We start from the raw sequence: 18294 nt of genomic DNA on the forward strand, positions 1-18294 counted from the left end.
CAGGCAGTCTGAGGCTGTCCGGGCGCGCCCACCGTCAGTCGGTGAGCGCGCGCATCGCCATGAGCACCCGCTCGGTCCATTCCGGGCGGCAGATCAGCAGGTCGGGCATATAGGTGTCGGCCTGGTTGTAGACGAGGGGAGTTCCGTCGGCGCGGCTGACGTGGAGCCCATGCGCTGCGGCGACCGCGACCGGGGCGCAGCTGTCCCATTCGAACTGGCCGCCGGTGTGCAGATAGATTTCCGCCTCGCCGCGCACGATCGCCATCGCCTTGGCGCCCGCGCTGCCCATCGGCAGAAGTTCGGCCGCCAGCGTCTCGGCTACCGCGAGCGCCTCTTTCGCGGGGCGGGTTCGGCTGACAACCATGCGCGGAATGGGCGCGCCCGGCGCCAGCGGCTGGGGCCGGTCGCTGCGCAGCACGACATCAAGCGCGGGCAGCGCAACCGCACCGATACTGGCGACGCCATCGATAGATAGCCCGATATGCACCGCCCAGTCGGCGCGCTCCTCGCCATATTCGCGGGTGCCATCGACCGGATCGATGATCCACACGCGGCGGTGCGCGAGCCGCTCCAGATTGTCCTTTTCCTCTTCGGACAACAGGCCGTCCTCGGGCCGCTGCTGGCGCAGGGCATGGACCAGCAGCTGGTTCGCGGTCTGGTCGCCGGCCTTGCCCAGCGATGCGCCTGACACCAGCCCCGATTGCCTGACGTCGAGCAGGATGCGGCCTGCGGTGTGCGCCAGGTGCGCGGCAAGGTCGCCATCGGTCATACTCATTTCAGCGGCATCAGCTGGCGAATGATATGCTCGGCGGCTTCCTCAGGCGTCATCGCGACCGTATTGACGCGGATGTCGGGGGCTTCGGGCGGCTCATAGGGGCTGTCGATCCCGGTAAAGTTCTTGAGCGCGCCCGCACGGGCCTTTTTGTAGAGGCCCTTGACGTCGCGCGCCTCGGCGACCTCGAGCGGGGTATCGACGAAGATCTCGATGAACTCGCCCTCGGGCAGCATCTTGCGTACCATTTCGCGTTCGGCGCGGAACGGGCTGATGAACGCGGTGAGCACGATCAGACCGGCATCGGCCATCAGCTTGGCAACTTCTCCGACCCTGCGGATGTTCTCGATCCGGTCGGCTTCGGTAAAACCGAGGTCGCGGTTGAGACCGTGCCGGACATTGTCACCATCAAGCAGGAAGGTGTGCCGGTTCATCAGGTTGAGTGACTTTTCGACCTCGTTGGCGATGGTCGACTTGCCCGAACCGGAAAGCCCGGTGAACCACAGCACCTTGGGCGTCTGGTTCTTGAGGCCGGCATGGACCTCGCGGGTGATGTCGGTCGCCTGCCAGTGGACGTTCTGCGCGCGGCGCAGCGAGAAGTGGAGCATGCCCGCCGCCACGGTGCGGTTGGTGAGCTTGTCGACAAGCACGAACCCACCCAGCGTCCGGCTGTCGGCATAGGCTTCGAACACGATAGGCTTGTCGGTGGCGATCTCGGCGACACCGATCGCGTTGAGCTCGAGCGTCTTGCACGCAAGATGCTCAAGCGTGTTGACGTTGACGGTGTATTTGGGCTGCTGCACCGTGACCGACACGGTCTGGGTGCCGAGCTTGAGCCAATAGGACCGGCCCACCAGCATCGCCTCGTCGTCCATCCACACGATGGTCGCCTCGAACTGATCGGCTACCTGGGGCGGGTTGTCCGCGGCGGCGATGACATCGCCGCGCGAACAGTCGATCTCGTCGGCGAGGCGCAATGTCACCGACTGGCCCGCAACCGCCTCGTCGAGATCGCCCTCAAGCGTGACGATGCGGCTGATGGTGCTGGTCTTGCCCGAGGGCAGCACGCGCACGGCATCGCCTGGCCTCACCGATCCACCCGCGATCAGCCCGGAAAAGCCCCGGAAATCGAGATTGGGGCGGTTGACCCACTGGACCGGCATGCGGAACGGGCGCGTCTGTTCCTGTGCGCTGTTCACTTCGACCTCTTCGAGATGCGCGATCAGGCTGGGGCCAGTGTACCAGGGCGTGTTGGCCGAGGGGGCGGTGATGTTGTCGCCCTTGAAGCCGCTGATCGGCATCGCGGTGAAATCGGTGATGCCGATGCTGGTGGCAAATTCGCGATATTCGGCAACGATCTCGTCGAAGCGGGTCTGGCTGTAGTCCACCAGATCCATCTTGTTGACCGCCAGCACGATGTTGCGGATGCCGATGAGGTGCGCGAGATAGCTGTGCCGCCGCGTCTGGGTGAGCACGCCCTTGCGCGCATCGATTAGGATGACGGCAAGGTCCGCGGTCGAGGCGCCGGTGACCATGTTGCGGGTGTACTGTTCATGCCCCGGGGTGTCCGCGACGATGAACTTGCGCTTTTCGGTCGCAAAGAAGCGATAGGCGACATCGATGGTGATGCCCTGCTCGCGCTCGGCTGCGAGGCCATCGACCAGCAGCGCAAAGTCGATCTCCTGCCCCTGGGTGCCGACGCGCTTGCTGTCGGCCTCGAGCGCGGCGAGCTGGTCCTCGAAGATCATCTTGCTGTCGTACAGCAGCCGTCCGATCAGCGTCGACTTGCCGTCGTCCACCGACCCGCAGGTGATGAAGCGCAGCATCGTCTTGTGCTGGTGGACGTCGAGATAGGCGTGGATGTCCTCGGCGATGAGGGCCTCGGTCTGATAAGCGTTGTCCATCAGAAATAGCCCTCCTGCTTCTTCTTTTCCATGCCCGCGCCGCCGGCATCCTTGTCGATCACCCGGCCCTGACGTTCCGAGGTGGTGGTGAGCAGCGTTTCCTGGATGACCTCTGGCAGCGTGCTCGCGGTGCTCTCGACCGCGCCGGTGAGCGGGAAGCAGCCCAGGGTGCGGAAGCGGATCGACCGATCGGTGATCTCGGGCGTGCGGCCCAGCACCCGGGTCAGCCGCTCGACATCATCGGCCATGAACAGCTGCCCCTCCCATTCGAAGGTCGGGCGGACGGCGGCAAAATAGAGCGGCACGATCGGCACATCGTTGAGCTGGATGTACTGCCAGATGTCGAGCTCGGTCCAGTTGCTGATCGGGAAGACGCGGATGCTCTCGCCCTTGTTCTTGCGGGCGTTGTAGAGGTTCCACAGTTCGGGACGCTGGTTCTTGGGGTCCCAGCCATGGCTTGCGGTGCGGAACGAGAAGATGCGCTCCTTGGCGCGGCTCTTTTCCTCGTCGCGCCGCGCACCGCCGAAGGCCGCGTCGAACCCGTGCAGGTCGAGCGCCTGTTTGAGGCCTTCTGTCTTCCACATGTCGGTGTGCAGCGGGCCATGGTCGAAAGGGTTGATCCCGCGCTCAGCGGCTTCGGGGTTCTGGTAGACCAGCAGCTCCATCCCGCTCTCGCGAGCCATCCGGTCGCGCAGCGCGTACATGTCCTTGAACTTCCAGGTGGTATCGACGTGCAGCAGCGGGAAGGGCGGCGGCGAGGGATAGAATGCCTTGCGCGCCAGATGCAGCATCACCGCGCTGTCCTTGCCCACCGAATACAGCATCACCGGCTTTTCCGCCTGAGCCACCACTTCGCGCATGATGTGGATCGCTTCGGCCTCGAGTCGTTCGAGATGGGTCAGGGTGCGGGTCATCGCGTGGTTGGCTCCGTGTTTCGTGATCATCGCAATGGCATAGTGTGTAGGGGCTTGAACCTCCCAGATGGGAGGGTAGAAGCAATGCCATGCGTTTTGACGATGGCCTGCTGGAATCGCTGCATGAGGGGATGTTCGAAACCCCCCTGTGGGACGGATTCCTGAAACGCTTGCGCGTGGCGGCGGGTGCGACCTGCGCCATGCTTGTGATCCGTCCAGAGGGTCAGTCCGACGTGGCTGAGCTGCTGGCAGGCGAAGGTCCGACCGCCGCGCTGAAGGGCCTCATGCTGGCGGCCCAGATGCGCGAAGGCCGGGGGTATGCGCTCGATGACCTGCTGGAGTCGGCCAACCGGCATGATCGCGATCAGGTGCGGCAGGCCATGCAGGCTGCGCGGATCACGGCCGTGCGCGCAGTGCGGATCACCGAGCCCAGCGGCGTGGATGGCTGGCTCGCCTGTGCCGGCGGTCGTGCGCTCGGCTCTGCTTCCGGCGCGTTGCTGCTAGGGCTGGCACCGCATCTGCGGATCGCCCTGCGCAGTTTTGCCGCGCTTGAGCGTGAACGCTTTCGCTCGGCCGTCACCGGAGAGGCCTTCAACAGGCTCAAGATCGCCTGGCTCACGCTGGACACGCAGGGACGGATCGTCGAATCGACGCAGAATATGGAGCAGATGTTCCAGTGGGGCACACTGCTGCGGCGCGGCCGATACGACCGCCTTGTGCCTGCATCGCCATCCGTCGATCGCCAGCTTGCCGCCTATCTCAAGCAGGTGGCATCGGGCCGGACGATGCGTCCTCTGGCGATCCGGCTCAGCCAGGATCCGTGGCTCGACATGCTGGTGGCGCCGTTGCAGGGCGATACCCTTTCGGGACATCGGTCCGCAGCAGTCATCGTCTATGTCAGCGGCGACCGGCGGTCGCAGGCGGATCGTTGCGAGCAGCTGGTCGATCTGTTCGGGCTGCTGCCCAGCGAGGCGCGATTGGCCTGGCTGCTGGCGCAGGCGACGAGCATAGCCGAAGCGGCGGAAACCCTGGGGATTACGGTGGAGACCGCGCGGAATTATTCCAAGAAGATCTACGCCAAGACCGGCGCGCGCGGCCATGCCGAGCTGGTGCGGGTGATCATGACCAGCGTGCTGGCGCTGAGTTAGCTGCGACAGGCCGAGCCATCGACGCTCCGTTCGGCATTGACCTGCATGCTATAGTGTAACATTCCTGTCCCCCATAACCAGACCGGGGCATCAAGCCCCGATAGAGGGGGTCGTCTTGCGTCGTCACTTTACCGTATCCGCGTCTGCGCTCGCATGCGCCGTTTCCATCCTTGTAACGCCTGCACTCGCCAGCCCGGTCGAGCAGACCAAGGGCAATTACGAGGACAAGTTCCGCCAGCTCGAGGGCGAGGACTGGCCGACCCCGACCGATTACCGCAACGCCTCCGGCGCGCCCGGCTACCGCTACTGGCAGCAGAAGGTCGATTACGACGTCCAGGCGCGGCTCGACGAGGCCAAGCGCATGGTCAGCGGCACCCAGACGGTGCGCTACCAGAACAATTCGCCCGACGCGCTGCCCTATTTGTGGCTGCTGCTCGATCAGAACGATTACAAGCGCGATTCGATCGCGGCGATGACCGAGACCGTATCGGGCGACAAGATCAGCCTTGCCGAAGTGCGCCGCGTCAAGCGCATGCAGGAATGGGAGGGCGGCTTCACCATATCTGCGGTGCGCGACGCCTCGGGCAAGGCTCTGCCGTTCACCGTGGTCGACAGCCTGCTGCGCATCGATCTGGGGCAGGCTGTCGCGCCCAATGGCGGCGAAACCAGCTTCTTCATCGACTGGTCGTTCCCAATGGTCGAAAACAAGGTCGTCGGCGGCCGCTCGGGTTACGAGTGCTTCACCCAGCCCGGCGAGGACGGCAACTGCATCTTCGAGGGAGCGCAATGGTTCCCGCGGCTCGCGGTCTATTCGGACTATGAAGGCTGGCACAACAAGGCGTTCATCGGCTCGGGCGAGTTCACGCTGGAGTTCGGCGATTATCGCGTCGCGCTGACCGTGCCTGCCGATCATGTCGTCTCGGCCACCGGCGTGCTGCAGAACCCCGATGCGGTGCTCAGCGCGGCGCAGCGCCAGCGGCTCGAACAGGCCAAGACCGCGACCAGCCCGGTCTATGTCGTGACGCCCGAAGAGGCCGTTGCAGCAGAGCGCGGCAAGGTATCGGGCGAGAAGACCTGGGTGTTCGCGGCGGAAAACGTGCGTGATTTCGGCTGGGCCTCGTCGCGCAAGTTCGCCTGGGATGCCCTGGGCGTGAAACAGGATTTTGCCGAACAGCCCCTGGTGATGGCGATGAGCTTCTTCCCCAAGGAAGCCCGGCCTTTGTGGGATGCGTATTCGACCAAGTCGATCGCGCACACCATCGACGTCTACGGGAAGTTCGCCTTCCCCTATCCCTATCCTGTCGCGCAGTCGGTCAACGGTCCGGTGGGCGGCATGGAGTATCCGATGATCACCTTCAACGGCCCGCGCCCGGTGAAGGACAAGAAGACCGGCAACCTCACTTACACCGACCGCGCCAAATATGGGTTGATCGGGGTGGTGATCCACGAGATCGGCCACAACTGGTTCCCGATGATCGTCAATTCGGACGAGCGGCAATGGACCTGGATGGACGAGGGGCTCAACACCTTCCTGCAGTTCCAGGCGGAAAAATTGTGGGACAAGGATTATCCAGCGCGCCGCGGCGAGCCCAAGGACATCGCCGAGTACATGCTCTCGACCAATCAGATGCCGCTGATGACCCAGTCGGATTCGGTGCTGCAGTTCGGGGCCAACGGTTATGGCAAGCCTGCCACCGCGCTGACCATCCTGCGCGAGACGGTGCTGGGCCGCGAACTGTTCGACCGCGCGTTCCGCGAATATGCGGAACGCTGGCGATTCAAGCACCCCACGCCCTACGACTTCTTTCGCACGATGGAGGAAAGCTCGGGCGTCGATCTCGACTGGTTCTGGCGCGGTTGGTTCTATTCGACCGACCATGTCGACATTGCGCTCGACAAGGTGGTGCGCGCCACGCTGGAGCCTGCGGATGCGACCGCCGCTGCCGCCGCGCGCAAGAGGGAGCGCGATACCGAGCCCAAGTCGCTCACCGCCCAGCGCAACGCCGGGCAGCAGACCGTGGTCGAGCGCGACCCGGCTACGCGCGACTTCTATGACGCGGTCGATCCGCTCGACGCCACCGCTGCCGACAAGCGCAAGGCTGCGGAGGCCTATGCCGACTTGACTGCAGAGGAAAAGGCCGCGCGGCAGGTAACCGACAATTTCTACCGCTTCAGCTTCGCCAACCGCGGCGGGCTGGTGATGCCGGTGATCCTCAAGATGGATTTTGCCGACGGATCGAGCGAGACCGCGCGCATCCCCGCCGAAGTCTGGCGCTATAACCAGAAGAACGTGACCTGGCAGTTCGTGACGGCAAAGACCCTGGTCCGGGCAGAGGTCGATCCGCTGTGGGAAACCGCCGATGCCGATCGTTCGAACAACATCTATGCAGGCCAGATCGATCCCAGGACGTTGAAGATCGACACGCCCGAAGAAGGCAAGAACCGGATGAAGGATTCGGACATGAAGGTGCTGCCCGATTCGCTACGCACTTATGACGTTCCGCCGAAATGAGGGGTTTGCGACTGATCGCCGGTGCTCTGGCGCTGGCCGCCACTGCAACGTTCACGCCTCAGGCCGGAGCGCATCGCGGGCATGATGCGATGAGCGTCGTCACGCTGGCGGACAATGGCGCGGTTACCGTGTCGCACCGGTTCGAGGCGCATGATCTGGAACCGGCGCTGGCCGAGATCGCGCCCGATGCGCAGACCAGCCTGGATGATCCCGCTGCGATTGAGGAACTGAAGACCTATCTGCTCGCGCATTTCAGCCTGTCCGCCGATGGCGCGCCGGTGGCGCTAACCGTCGGGTCGGTCGAGATCGGGGTGCGCGATGTGCGGGTGGACTATACCGGCAGCGTGATCGGCAATCCCAGGGCGCTGGAAGTGCGTTCGACCATCCTGCGCGATATCTATCCGCGCCAGGTCAACCAGGTCGTGGTGCGGCGTGGCCCGAGCGTGCAGACGCTGCGCTTTGCAGGGGGCGAGGCCAAGACAGTGATGCTGCGCCCCGGCCCGGTCATGCCGAGCCCCAAGGCCCGGTGATCGCAAGCGTCATCGCGGGACTGTACAGGTTGACGAACAGCGTCGATCCATCGGGCGAGAAGCACGCGCCGGCAAGCTCGGTCTGCTGGCGGCAGCGACCCAGCGTGTAGAGATCGCCCGCCGGGGTCACCCCGCGCAGGTGGTTGTTCACGATCAGCGAATACTGGTCCTCGCACACCACCAGATGGCCGTTCGGCGCAACGGTCAGGTTGTCGCCGAAGTTGAACAGCGCCGGATCGCTGGATTCCACGAAATTCTGCAGCGTCCCTGGAGACGTGCGTTCGCCGGCCTGGCCCTCCGCCTTGCTGGGGCGATAGCGCATCACCTGACCGAGCTTGGCCGTGCCGCCCGAGGTGCAGCAGAAATAGATCGATCCGTTGCCGAAATGCACGCCCTCGCCGCGCGCAAACCGCGCAGCGCCTGCAGCATGGCCGCGAAGCCGCAGATCGTCATCGGGGCTGTGGGTGCCGTCGAGATCGACCCAGCGCACCGGCCTGCCGGTGCCGCGCGGCAAAGTCACCTCGGACCAGTTGCGCGTGTCGTCCAGCCCCGGTTCGACAAAGGCCAGCGCCTGCAGCCTGCCGCCAGCGGCAAGCTCGCCGCGCCTGGCTGGGAGGAAGCGATAGAACAGCGAATCGTCGCGGTCCTCGGTCAGGTAGACGATGCCGGTCGCCGGATCGACCGCGGCGGCCTCGTGATTGAACCGCCCCATGGCGGTGAGCGGGACCGGCTCGACCAGGCCCTTGTGCGCGGCGGGAACCTCGAACACCCAGCCATGATCGCGCGCCACGCCATTGCCCGCGCGGGTGACATCCTCCTCGCAGGTCAGCCAGCTGCCCCAGGGGGTGATGCCGCCCGAGCAGTTGCGGATCGTGCCCGCGAGGCTCTGATACTGCGCCTCGACCCGTCCGCGGCGCAGATCATAGATTAGCGTTGAGGTGCCACCGGGAAGGGCGCGTCCGTCGTTGGTCCGGTCGTAGGCCAGGGCGACCGCGCGTTCGCCAAATGGTCCCGATCCGTGGTGCTTGACCTGCAGTTCGTGGTTGCGCACCAGCGCGACGCGGTGGCGATCGAGCGCGAAGCATCCCATGCCGTCGGCACGGTCGCCCACGACATGCCCGTCGTCCATGGCGTCGCCCGCGCGCGAGATAACCCGATAGGCATAGCCCCGCGGCAGGTCGATGACGCCCTCGGGGTCCAACACCAGATCGGCGCTCGACACGCTGGCGCCCAGCCCCCGGGCAGTGCACCCGGCAAGCCCGGCAAAGGCGAGCGCGGTCAGGCTCTTGGCAAACTCGCGGCGATCCATTTTCCCGCCCTTCTTGCTGGTGATGGAACTGTGTATCACGCCGCCTCTATCAGCCGACAGGATCAGCGTCCACCGGTGCATCTTCCGTGCGTGGCCGCCGGATCAGGAATACCAGCAGGATCGCGAACACGGTCATCACCGCGATCAACAGCCAGGCATCGTTGATGGCATCGACCAGCGCCTGCCGTTCGACCAGCGGCCGCACCAGCTCCTCGGTGAACTCGTCGGGGGGCGTGCCGATCTGCTCCAGAAATGCATCGCGCGGGATCCCGATGCCCACCGCAGTATCGACATCGCCTGCGGTCAGCCGGTCGGCGATGGCCTGCCCATGGGTGTCGGCGCGGGTGAAGATGGTGGTATCGATCAGCGCCAGCCCGATCGCCCCGCCCAAGTTGCGCATCAGGTTGAACAGGCCGCTGCCATCGGCGATCTTGTCGGTGGCGAGATACCCCAAAGCGATGCGCGTGGGTGGCAACAGGCAGAACATGCTGGCCCCGCCGCGCAGGATCTGCGGCACCACCATCTCGGCAAAATCGGTCTGTGCAGTCTGGTTGATGCTGGCAAGCAGTCCGGCTGCAAACAGCCCGAATCCGAACAGGCACAAGGTGCGCGCGCCGATCCTCTGTTCCAGATACACCGCCAGCGGGGCAGCGAGCAGTTGCGCGATGCCGGTAACCAGCATGATCTGCCCGATGCGGAAGGCGTCATGCTCGCGCACCAGCCCCAGGAAAAACGGCATCAGATAGGTCGATCCGAACAGCCCTGCGCCCAGGATGAAGCTGAGCGCGCAGCCGACGGCAAAGTTGCGGTCGGCAAAGCAGTGCAGGTCGACCAGCGGGCAGGCGGCGTGCCATGTCCGCCATACGAACCAGACGGTGCTCAGCGCGAAGATCGCCAGCAGTGCGGCGACGCCCGGCGCAAGCCAGCCCAGCGATGGCGCGTCCTTGAGCCCGATCTGCAGCGCGGCGAGCCCGGCGGCGAGCAGCACCAGGGCGAGCAGGTCGATCGAGCGGTCGCAGCGCGCGTTGCTCTCGGCGCTGCGCAGGGCCCATGCTGCCCCCAAAGCCGCGAGCACGCCGGGAACGATGTTGATGCGGAACAGCCAGTGCCAGGAATAGGTTTCGGTTAGCCAGCCGCCGACGATCGGGCCGATCGTGGGCGCAAACACTGCCGCGACCCCGGCAATGGTGGTCGCCAGCCCCTGCGACCTGGGCGGGAACAGCAGGAACACCGCCGAGAAGACCGCGGGGATCAGCGTCCCTCCGGCAAAGCCCTGCACGATCCGCCACCCGATCAGCGTCTCGAAGCTTTCGCTCTGGCCGCACCCGGCGGACGCCAGAGTGAACACCGAGATCGCGCAGACGAACAGCCAGCGCATCCCGAGCCTTGCGGTCAGATAGCCGGTCAGCGGGATCGCGACGATCTCTGCAGTGAGATAGGCCGTCTGCACCCAGATCATGCGCTCGGGGCTGATCCCCAGCGCCTTCTGGATGGTGGGGAGCGATGTCGCGACGATCTGGATGTCCAGAATGGCCATGAACATGCCGATGCACATGCACAGAAAGCCGAACCACGGCAGAAACCGGGACCTGGGCGTTTCAGCGTGGCTCATGCAGCGGGTTCAAATCCCCAAATGGCAAGGTGACCAGGGAGTGGCCGGGAGGCGTGCCAGCTTCACGGTCTGGCTGGGCTGGTAAAGGCTGGCAGGCGGGCTGGCTAATGCTTTGTGTCCTGATTCACAAAACCCTAGTTCTTGGAGCCCTGCTCGCGTTCGGCCTTGATCCGGTACATCGCCGCCTTGCAGGTGGGCGAAGTCTTTTCGACCTTGGCGATCATGCAGGCTTCCACCTTCTTGCGGCTCATCGTTTTCATTTCGGCGGGGCACAGGACCCGCGCTTCCTTGGCACAGGCCTTCTTGCCGCTATCGGTCGCTGCATGCGCAGGCATGGCAAGGCTCATGGCCAGAAGCATCGAGCCGGTCATCGCGCCAAGCCGTACGCCGCGCGTTGCCGATGCCTTCTGCAGTGCATTGGTTGATCGCATGTGGTTGAACACCCTTTCCGCGCTGGCGGGTCCTCCGGTGCGACCCGCGCTTCCCGGCGATTCACCGGGCGTGCAGGGCAGGAGTATCGATGTTGCGGCAACGCATCAACCGCAGAGCGACTGGCCGAGCCAACGCGGCTGCACGCCGCGAGCAGGGATCGGTGTGCCGCGCCATCATCGCTGCTGGCTATCGTGCACACGTGCCAATATAGGTTGGCCATAAACGTCGGGGATGGGGCAGCTTTTTATGCTGACGAGAATGGGTTCATGGATGAAGCGCCACAAGGTGTGGTCGGCGCTGATTGCGCTGGTGGTGCTGTTCGTCCTCTACAAGATCATCGCTCCGACGCCGCATGACTATGAATATACCGGAGAAAAGGTCGGGCGCGGCGAGGTGCTGCGAGTCGTCTCGGCCAGCGGCAAGGTGCGCGCGCTCAACACTATCAAGGTTGGCACCGAAGTCTCGGGCCAGGTCACCAAGGTCTATGTCGACTTCAACTCGCCGGTCACCGCAGGCCAGATCCTGGCCGAAATCGACCCGACACGGGTGCGGGCGCGGGTCCAGCAGACCGAGGCTCAGGTGGCGCTTGCTCGCGCAGGATTGCAGCAGACCGCTGCCAATGTTCTGCGCGCGCGGTCCGAACTTGAAATCCAGGAACGCGATTTTGCCCGGCAGCGCGATCTGGCGCAGCGCGGGTTCGTCTCCAAGGCCAATCTCGATGCGGCCCAGACTCGGCTGAACAGCGCGCGCAACGCGCTCGACGTCGCGTTGGCGCAGACCCAGAGCGGCAACGCGCAGATTCGGCAGGCCACCGCCGAACTGTCGTCTGCCCGGCTCGACCTCAACCGCACGGTGATCATCGCGCCTGCCAGCGGGGTGATCATCGACAAGCTGGTCGAGCCCGGCACCACCGTTGCCGCCAGCTTCCAGACCCCCAATCTTTTCGAGATCGCTGCCGACACCACCAAGATGCAGGTAGAGGCCTCGGTGGACGAGGCGGATATCGGCCAGATTGTCGAGGGTCAGAACGTGACCTTCACCGTCGACAGCTATCCCGATGACGTATTCCGCGCCAAGGTCCGCCAGGTCCGCAAGGCACCGGTCGAAACGCAGAATGTCGTGAGCTATCTGGTAATTATCGATGTCGACAATCTCGACGGCAAGCTGCTGCCCGGCATGACCGCCAATGTCGAGATCATCACCGGTGCCAAGAAGAACGCGCTGCGGGTGCCCACCAATGCGCTCAGGTTCCGTCCCAAGGCGGCCGATCGCGGTCCGCCGGTGGAGGGACAGCCCGCCAAGCCGGGCAAGAAGGAGGCGCCGCGCCAGACGCTGTATCTCGCCGGTACCGACGCCTACAAGCCGGTCCGCAAGCAGGTGCGCATCGGGCTGCAGGGCGACGAGTACACCGAGATCCTCTCGGGCATCAAGGCCGGTGACACGGTGCTGGTGCGCACCAAATCGCTGAAGCCCAAGGCAGAAACCGACGATACGGATGAAGATGACAGCGCCGCTTCTTGAGACGCATGATCTGGTCAAGGATTATGTGATCGGCGGTGAGCTGGTGCACGCGGTCAACCGCGTCTCGCTGAGCATCCAGCGCGGCGAATTCGTCGCGATCATGGGGGCCAGCGGATCGGGCAAGTCGACCTTCATGAACATGATCGGCTGTCTCGACGTGCCGACCTCGGGCACGCTCCTGCTCGATGGCATCGACACCAAGACGCTCGACAGCGACGAGCTGGCCGAGATCCGCAACCGCAAGATCGGCTTTGTCTTCCAGCAGTTCAATCTTCTCGCCCGCACCAGCGCGCTCGACAATGTCGCGGTGCCGCTGATCTATGCCAGGGTGCGCGCTGCCGAGCGGCGCGAGCGGGCGCAGGCCAAGCTCGAGGCGATGGGGCTTGCCAATCGCATGCAGAACACGCCTGCCAAGCTTTCGGGCGGGCAGCAGCAGCGTGTGGCGATCGCGCGCGCGCTGGTCACCGATCCGCTGATCCTGCTGGCGGACGAACCCACCGGTGCGCTCGATACCCAGACATCGCTCGACATCATGGGGATTTTCCAGAAGCTCAATGACGAGGGGATCACGCTGGTCATCGTCACCCACGAACCCGACATTGCCGAATATGCCGAGCGCCGCATCGTGTTCCGCGATGGCAAGGTGATCGAGGATGCGCCCGTCACATCGCGCCGCCGGGCGGTCATGGCATGAGTGAGCTGCTGAACGCGCTCGCCGGATGGGGCGTCAACGTTGCGATCGCGATCACGGCGCTGCGCACGAACCTGCTGCGTTCGATCCTGACCACGTTGGGCGTGATGATCGGCGTGTTCTCGGTGATCCTTGCGGTCGCGGTGGGCAATGGCGCGCAGGTCTCGGTAAACCAGCAGATCGCCACGCTCGGCTCGAACATGGCGATCGTGGTGCCCGAGCCCGAGCGCGCTAACGGCCCGCCCAGACCCGGCGACCGGGGCAGGCTGACCGAACGCGATGGTGAGGCCATCGCGCGTCAGGTGCCTGGGGTGAACGCGGTCGCACCGCAGATCCGCACCAGCGTCCAGATGGTCACCGGCGGACGCAGCGCCTCGACCCAGGCGATCGGATCGACTGAAGAATACGGAAGCATTTCCAACCTCGCCACCTCCGATGGCCGATTCCTGACCGGAAGCGATGTCGGCGCCGCAACGCGGGTGGTGGTGATCGGGCAGACGGTGGCCGACAAGCTGTTCGTCGACATCAATCCCATCGGCGAGACGGTGCGGATCAACCGCGTGCCGTTCACCGTCATCGGTCTGCTCGAAAGCAAGGGCAGCAATCTGGGCAACGACAATGACGACCAGATCATCATGCCGATCTCGACATTGCGCCAGCGGCTGTCCACCGGCCCGGCCCAGGGTCCGGACGATGTGACTCTGCTGTTCGTCGGCTTCGAGGACGAGGATTCGCTGGTTGCGGGCGACCGCGAGATCAAGAGTCTTCTGCGCGCGCGCTACCGGGTGTCGAAAGGTAAGATCACGCCGTTTACCGTGCGCACCACCAAGGAGATCGCAGAAACATCAGGCCAGGTGACCCAGATCTTCCAGGCGGTGCTGGTGGCGATCGCTTCGATCTCATTGCTCGTGGGCGGCATCGGCATCATGAACATCATGCTGGTCAGCGTGACCGAGCGGACGCGCGAGATCGGCCTGCGCATGGCGCTGGGGGCGAAGCGCCGCGATATCCGCAACCAGTTTCTGGTCGAAGCGGCAGTTCTGTGCCTGATCGGCGGCGCGATCGGCCTCACCCTGGCGATGGTTGCAGCCGCAGTCTTCCAGCAGGTGGCCGAATTCCCGGCGCCGATCGGCTGGGACACGGCTGTTCTGGCTGTCGCGTTCTCTGCCGTGATCGGCCTGGTGTTCGGCGGCTACCCCGCCATCCGCGCATCGCGGCTGTCGCCGATCGAGGCGCTGCGCAGCGAGTAACAGGCGCGTTGCACGCACCTGGCTGGCCCGTCAGCTTTTCGCCAACCCTGCGGCCTCGACCGGTGTCGCGACCGGCTGGTCGCTGTCCTTGCGCTCGGAATAGCGATCGACCAGCTGATCGGCGTGCGGGCGCAGCAGCACCGTGAAGCGCACCAGTTCCTCGACGACATCGACGATGCGGTCGTAATAGCTCGATGGCTTCATGCGTCCATTCTCGTCGAACTCGAGATAGGCCTTGGCGACGCTCGACTGGTTGGGGATGGTGAACATCCGCATCCAGCGCCCCAGCACGCGCAGCGTGTTGACGCTGTTGAAGCTTTGCGAGCCGGCGCTTACCTGCATCACCGCGAGCGTGCGGCCCTGGGTCGGGCGCATGCCCTGATAGGCGAGCGGCAGATGGTCGATCTGGGTCTTCATGATGCCGGTGATCTGGCCATGGCGTTCGGGGCTGCACCAGATCTGGCCCTCGGACCAGATCGAGTGCGCGCGCAGCTCCGCGACCGCAGGGTGATCGTCGTCCTCGACCTGATCGGGCAGCGGCAGATCGCGGGGATCGAAAATGCGGGTTTCGCAGCCGAAATGCTGCAGCAGCCGCGCCGCTTCCTCGACCACCAGCCGCGAATAGGAGCGTTCGCGCAACGACCCGTAGAGCAACAGGATGCGCGGCTTGGGATCGAGCGGACCCAGTCCCAGCGCCGGAATACGGTGCGCATAAGCCGGATCGAGCGCGGGCAGAAGGTCTGGATCGGCCAGATGGCGCAGGCGTTCAAACCTGGCTCCGTCGATCATGCCATTTGCCGTCGTCATGCGCTGGCACCGCTGCTGGCGCCCGCAGTGTTGCCGATGTCGGCAAGCTTGCGCTTCAGCGCTATCTGGTCGAGGCTTTCGATCGGCAGCGCGACGAACCGCTCGATCCGGTCCGACAGATAGCGCAGCGCGTCGAGGAACGCCTCGCGCTGGCCGTCGCCCTCCACCGCGGCGGGGTCTTCGATGCCCCAGTGCGCGGTCATCGGGTGGCCCAGCCAGACAGGGCAGGTTTCGCCCGCGGCATTGTCGCACACGGTGAAGATGAAATCGAACTCGGGCGAACCGGGGGCGCTGAACGCGTCCCAGCTCTTGGATTCGAACCCGCTGGTCTCGAAGCCCATGTCGCCAAGCACCGACAGCGCCATCGGATGGACCTGTCCCTTGGGGTGGCTGCCGGCGCTGTATGCCCTGAAGCGCCCTTCACCGATCTTGTTGAGCACAGCCTCGCCCAGGATCGAGCGGGCACTGTTGCCGGTGCACAGGAACAGCACGGTGTAGATCGTGTCAGCCATATTCGAGCCTCATGCTTTCTCGGGTAGGGCAGGGGCGCAACCGAGCCCTGCGACAAGATCGCCGCACATTTCGGGTGTGCCCTGGCAGCAGTCCTCCAGCAGGAAGGTCAGCAGGCGGCGCATCGCGGGATAATCGGCGCGGTAATGGATCAGTCGGCTTTCGCGCTCGGACTGGACCAGCCCTGCGCGCTCCAGGGTCGCCAGATGGTGCGACATGGTGGAGGGCGGGACACTCTGCTGCTCGGCAATCGCTCCCGCGACCATGCCATCGGGACCTGCCTTGACCAGCATGCAGAAGACCGCAAGCCGCGTCTCGTGCGCAAGCGCGCCAAGCGCATCCACTGCCCATGTCTGAATGCCCGGATCATCCATTATCACTACCTTTCGACAACTATCGAAATACTGTGTCGGCTGATGTGGTCAAGGCATAATTCGAGAGTTGTGGAAATATCCGTCGCAGGGGAGCGGGCTTTGGCGATCGGTGCGTGTGAAGCGGACGTAAAAAAACCCGCCAACCGTATGGTTTGGCGGGTTTTTTAATGGTGGGCGTAGCAAGGATTGAACTTGCGACCCCTGCGATGTCAACACAGTGCTCTACCACTGAGCTATACGCCCCACCGGTGGTACCTGCCCGCACCGAGGCGCTGGCAAGGGCGGTCCATTACAAAGAGGCGGCGATGGACGCAAGCGGTATTTGTACCAAAAACCGTATGATAGCTTTCAAAGGCTTTGGGCGAAGGTGCCGCGGGCAAACACGCGGTCGACCTCCAGCACCAGATCCTTGAGGTGAAAGGGCTTGGAGAGCACGCGCGCGCTGGGCGCGGCCTGTTCCGCCTTGAGCGTCACTGCGGCAAAGCCGGTGATGAACATGACCTTGGTCTCGGGGGAGATCCGCCCGCAATGCTGCGCGAGTTCGATCCCGTCCATCTCCGGCATCACGATATCGGTGAGCAGCAGATCGAAATGATCCTCCTGCAGCAAGGGCAACGCAGCGGTGCCGCGATCAACCGCAACCACGGTGTAATCGGCCTTTTCAAGCGCACGCTGGAGATAGGCGCGCATCGCCGGATCGTCTTCTGCCAGCAATATGCTCAACATCGCCCTGTTCCTCTGCCCGGTTCTCCAGCCTGCTTATGCCGGATGCGGTTAAGATTTTCCAGCATGCTGTAAGTCATTTGCCGCGCTGCCCCGAAGTTGGACACGCCCGGTGTCATCGGTAAACGGACAGCGGGGGCACAGGACGTTGGCGTTGCCGACTTTGACTCGAAGGACAGATTGCCGCATGGCTGCTGTCCATGGATAATCGATCCGCCGACAACGCCCCCCCATCGCGGTTGTTCAGCCTGGCTGGCCTCGCCGAAGCGCGCCTGCCGGTGCTGGTGGCGGTCCCGCATGCGGGGCGGGATTATCCCGATGAAATCCTTGTCAATTCACGCGTGACCCCGCAGGTTCTCGAGCGTCTGGAAGATCGCCATGCCGACATGCTGGCTCTGCAGGCAGCAAAGACCGGGTGCGCCACTCTGGTCGCGCATATCGCGCGGGCGTGGATCGACCTCAACCGTGCCCCCAGCGAAATCGATCCGCAGATGATCAGCAACGCCCCGCGCACCGCCTTTGCCCAGCCCAGCGCCAAGGTGCGCGGTGGGCTCGGATTGGTTCCGCGCCGGCTGGCCGATCATGGCGAGCTTTGGCGCAGGCCCTGGACCCGTGAGTCGATCAGCGCGCGCGTATCGGGCATGCACGATCCCTATCACCAGGCGTTGTCGCACGCGCTTGCCAGTCTGAAGGCTCGCTTCGGCTGCGCGATGCTGATCGACCTGCACTCGATGCCGCCGCTCAGGCTCGAGGGATCAGGGCCGGTGCCGCGAATCGTGGTGGGGGATCGCTATGGCCGGTCTGCCGGGGCAAGGCTGTGCGATCTGGCGCAGCGGACGCTCGCCCGGCGCGGCTATGAGGTCGCGCTCAACCATCCCTATGCCGGCGGTTATGTGCTCGAGCGCCATGGCCGCCCGGCGCGCGATATCCACGCGCTGCAGATCGAGGTGGACCGCAGCCTGTATCTGGACGAGGCGCTCAGCGAACGCGGGCAGGGGCTCGAGGCGATGCAGGAGGCGGTTGCGGATCTTGTCCGGACGCTGGCGGACGATCTGCTCCAGCATGGCGGCAGCACCGACATCGCCATTGCCGCCGAATAGCCCATCGCATCCACCCAAGAAAAAACCGCCTCGTGACGAGTCACGAGGCGGCCAAGGTTCAGGGAGGAGGTGCACAAGTGCACCTGTCGGGACGCGAAAGGGGGGGAAGCATCCCGACAGCCTCAATCTAGGGTAGAATGACCTGCAGTTCAATGGCTGCGATGCGAAAAAAACAACACTTCAGA

At 64.5% G+C, this 18294-nt stretch carries 17 protein-coding genes and 1 tRNA gene; 7 read left to right on the top strand and 11 right to left on the bottom strand.

Features of this window, described 5'->3' with window-relative positions:
- Positions 1-34: 34 nt before the first annotated feature.
- Genes IP68_RS17915 through cysD form a run of 3 tightly spaced genes read right to left on the bottom strand, consistent with a single transcriptional unit; the run spans position 35 to position 3590 of the window.
- The gene (locus IP68_RS17915; RefSeq protein ID WP_054136388.1) at positions 35-775 is read right to left on the bottom strand and encodes a 3'(2'),5'-bisphosphate nucleotidase CysQ; all 741 of its coding nucleotides are present in this window, start codon (positions 773-775) and stop codon (positions 35-37) included.
- Positions 772-2676, bottom strand: coding sequence for a sulfate adenylyltransferase subunit CysN (cysN, locus tag IP68_RS17920; RefSeq protein ID WP_054136389.1), 1905 nt, complete (start codon positions 2674-2676; stop codon positions 772-774). The genes IP68_RS17915 and cysN overlap by 4 nt, the downstream gene beginning before the upstream one ends.
- Positions 2676-3590: a sulfate adenylyltransferase subunit CysD gene (gene cysD, locus IP68_RS17925; protein ID WP_054136413.1), complete on the bottom strand. Its 915-nt coding sequence runs from the start codon at positions 3588-3590 to the stop codon at positions 2676-2678. The genes cysN and cysD overlap by 1 nt, the downstream gene beginning before the upstream one ends.
- 89 nt (positions 3591-3679) lie before the next feature.
- On the opposite strand from cysD, the gene IP68_RS17930 reads away from it, so the two are divergent.
- From IP68_RS17930 to IP68_RS17940, 3 genes are all read left to right on the top strand, one after another.
- Entirely contained in the window at positions 3680-4738 is a 1059-nt protein-coding gene (locus IP68_RS17930; protein WP_054136390.1) for a chemotaxis protein CheY, read from the top strand.
- A 115-nt stretch (positions 4739-4853) separates the two neighbouring features.
- Positions 4854-7250: a M1 family metallopeptidase gene (locus tag IP68_RS17935; protein ID WP_054136391.1), complete on the top strand. Its 2397-nt coding sequence runs from the start codon at positions 4854-4856 to the stop codon at positions 7248-7250.
- A complete protein-coding gene (locus IP68_RS17940) occupies positions 7247-7780 on the top strand; it encodes a DUF6702 family protein (RefSeq protein ID WP_197275856.1) in 534 nt (177 codons plus the stop codon). Before IP68_RS17935 ends, IP68_RS17940 begins: the two co-directional genes overlap by 4 nt.
- Here the strand turns inward: IP68_RS17940 and IP68_RS17945 are convergent.
- The 3 genes from IP68_RS17945 to IP68_RS17955 form a co-directional block, all read right to left on the bottom strand.
- Complete coding sequence (locus tag IP68_RS17945) at positions 7755-9128, bottom strand: alkaline phosphatase PhoX (RefSeq protein WP_231684135.1); 1374 nt, start codon at positions 9126-9128, stop codon at positions 7755-7757. The genes IP68_RS17940 and IP68_RS17945 overlap by 26 nt on opposite strands.
- Positions 9129-9138: 10 nt before the next feature.
- On the bottom strand, positions 9139-10701 hold the full coding sequence (locus IP68_RS17950; RefSeq protein ID WP_054136393.1) for a DHA2 family efflux MFS transporter permease subunit: 1563 nt from the start codon (positions 10699-10701) through the stop codon (positions 9139-9141).
- 134 nt (positions 10702-10835) lie between these two features.
- A complete protein-coding gene (locus tag IP68_RS17955) occupies positions 10836-11132 on the bottom strand; it encodes a hypothetical protein (RefSeq protein ID WP_156318255.1) in 297 nt (98 codons plus the stop codon).
- A 271-nt stretch (positions 11133-11403) separates the two neighbouring features.
- Here IP68_RS17955 and IP68_RS17960 point away from each other — a divergent pair, with 271 nt between their 5' ends.
- The 3 genes from IP68_RS17960 to IP68_RS17970 are packed head-to-tail and all read left to right on the top strand — an operon-like array spanning position 11404 to position 14595.
- Entirely contained in the window at positions 11404-12654 is a 1251-nt protein-coding gene (locus IP68_RS17960; protein ID WP_054136394.1) for an efflux RND transporter periplasmic adaptor subunit, read from the top strand.
- Positions 12635-13348 (top strand): ABC transporter ATP-binding protein, encoded by a 714-nt coding sequence (locus IP68_RS17965; RefSeq protein ID WP_054136416.1) that lies wholly within the window; start codon positions 12635-12637, stop codon positions 13346-13348. The genes IP68_RS17960 and IP68_RS17965 overlap by 20 nt, the downstream gene beginning before the upstream one ends.
- Complete coding sequence (locus tag IP68_RS17970; RefSeq protein ID WP_054136395.1) at positions 13345-14595, top strand: ABC transporter permease; 1251 nt, start codon at positions 13345-13347, stop codon at positions 14593-14595. Before IP68_RS17965 ends, IP68_RS17970 begins: the two co-directional genes overlap by 4 nt.
- A gap of 30 nt (positions 14596-14625) precedes the next feature.
- Here IP68_RS17970 and arsH read toward each other — a convergent pair whose 3' ends face one another.
- From arsH to cpdR, 5 genes are all read right to left on the bottom strand, one after another.
- Positions 14626-15402 carry an arsenical resistance protein ArsH gene (arsH, locus tag IP68_RS17975; protein ID WP_231684136.1) on the bottom strand — a complete coding sequence of 259 codons (777 nt, stop codon included), beginning with the start codon at positions 15400-15402 and terminating at the stop codon, positions 14626-14628.
- Positions 15399-15914: an arsenate reductase ArsC gene (locus IP68_RS17980; protein WP_054136396.1), complete on the bottom strand. Its 516-nt coding sequence runs from the start codon at positions 15912-15914 to the stop codon at positions 15399-15401. The genes arsH and IP68_RS17980 overlap by 4 nt, the downstream gene beginning before the upstream one ends.
- Positions 15915-15923: 9 nt before the next feature.
- Positions 15924-16286: a helix-turn-helix transcriptional regulator gene (locus tag IP68_RS17985; protein ID WP_054136397.1), complete on the bottom strand. Its 363-nt coding sequence runs from the start codon at positions 16284-16286 to the stop codon at positions 15924-15926.
- 168 nt (positions 16287-16454) lie between these two features.
- Positions 16455-16529, bottom strand: a tRNA-Val gene (locus IP68_RS17990).
- Between the two features lie 105 nt (positions 16530-16634).
- Positions 16635-17012, bottom strand: coding sequence for a cell cycle two-component system response regulator CpdR (gene cpdR / locus IP68_RS17995; protein WP_054136398.1), 378 nt, complete (start codon positions 17010-17012; stop codon positions 16635-16637).
- A 197-nt stretch (positions 17013-17209) separates the two neighbouring features.
- Here cpdR and IP68_RS18000 point away from each other — a divergent pair, with 197 nt between their 5' ends.
- A complete protein-coding gene (locus IP68_RS18000) occupies positions 17210-18109 on the top strand; it encodes an N-formylglutamate amidohydrolase (RefSeq protein ID WP_197275857.1) in 900 nt (299 codons plus the stop codon).
- The last annotated feature ends 185 nt before the right edge of the window (positions 18110-18294 follow it).

Origin of the sequence: Blastomonas sp. AAP25, from assembly GCF_001295965.1 — a bacterium.
Taxonomy (GTDB): domain Bacteria; phylum Pseudomonadota; class Alphaproteobacteria; order Sphingomonadales; family Sphingomonadaceae; genus Blastomonas; species Blastomonas fulva.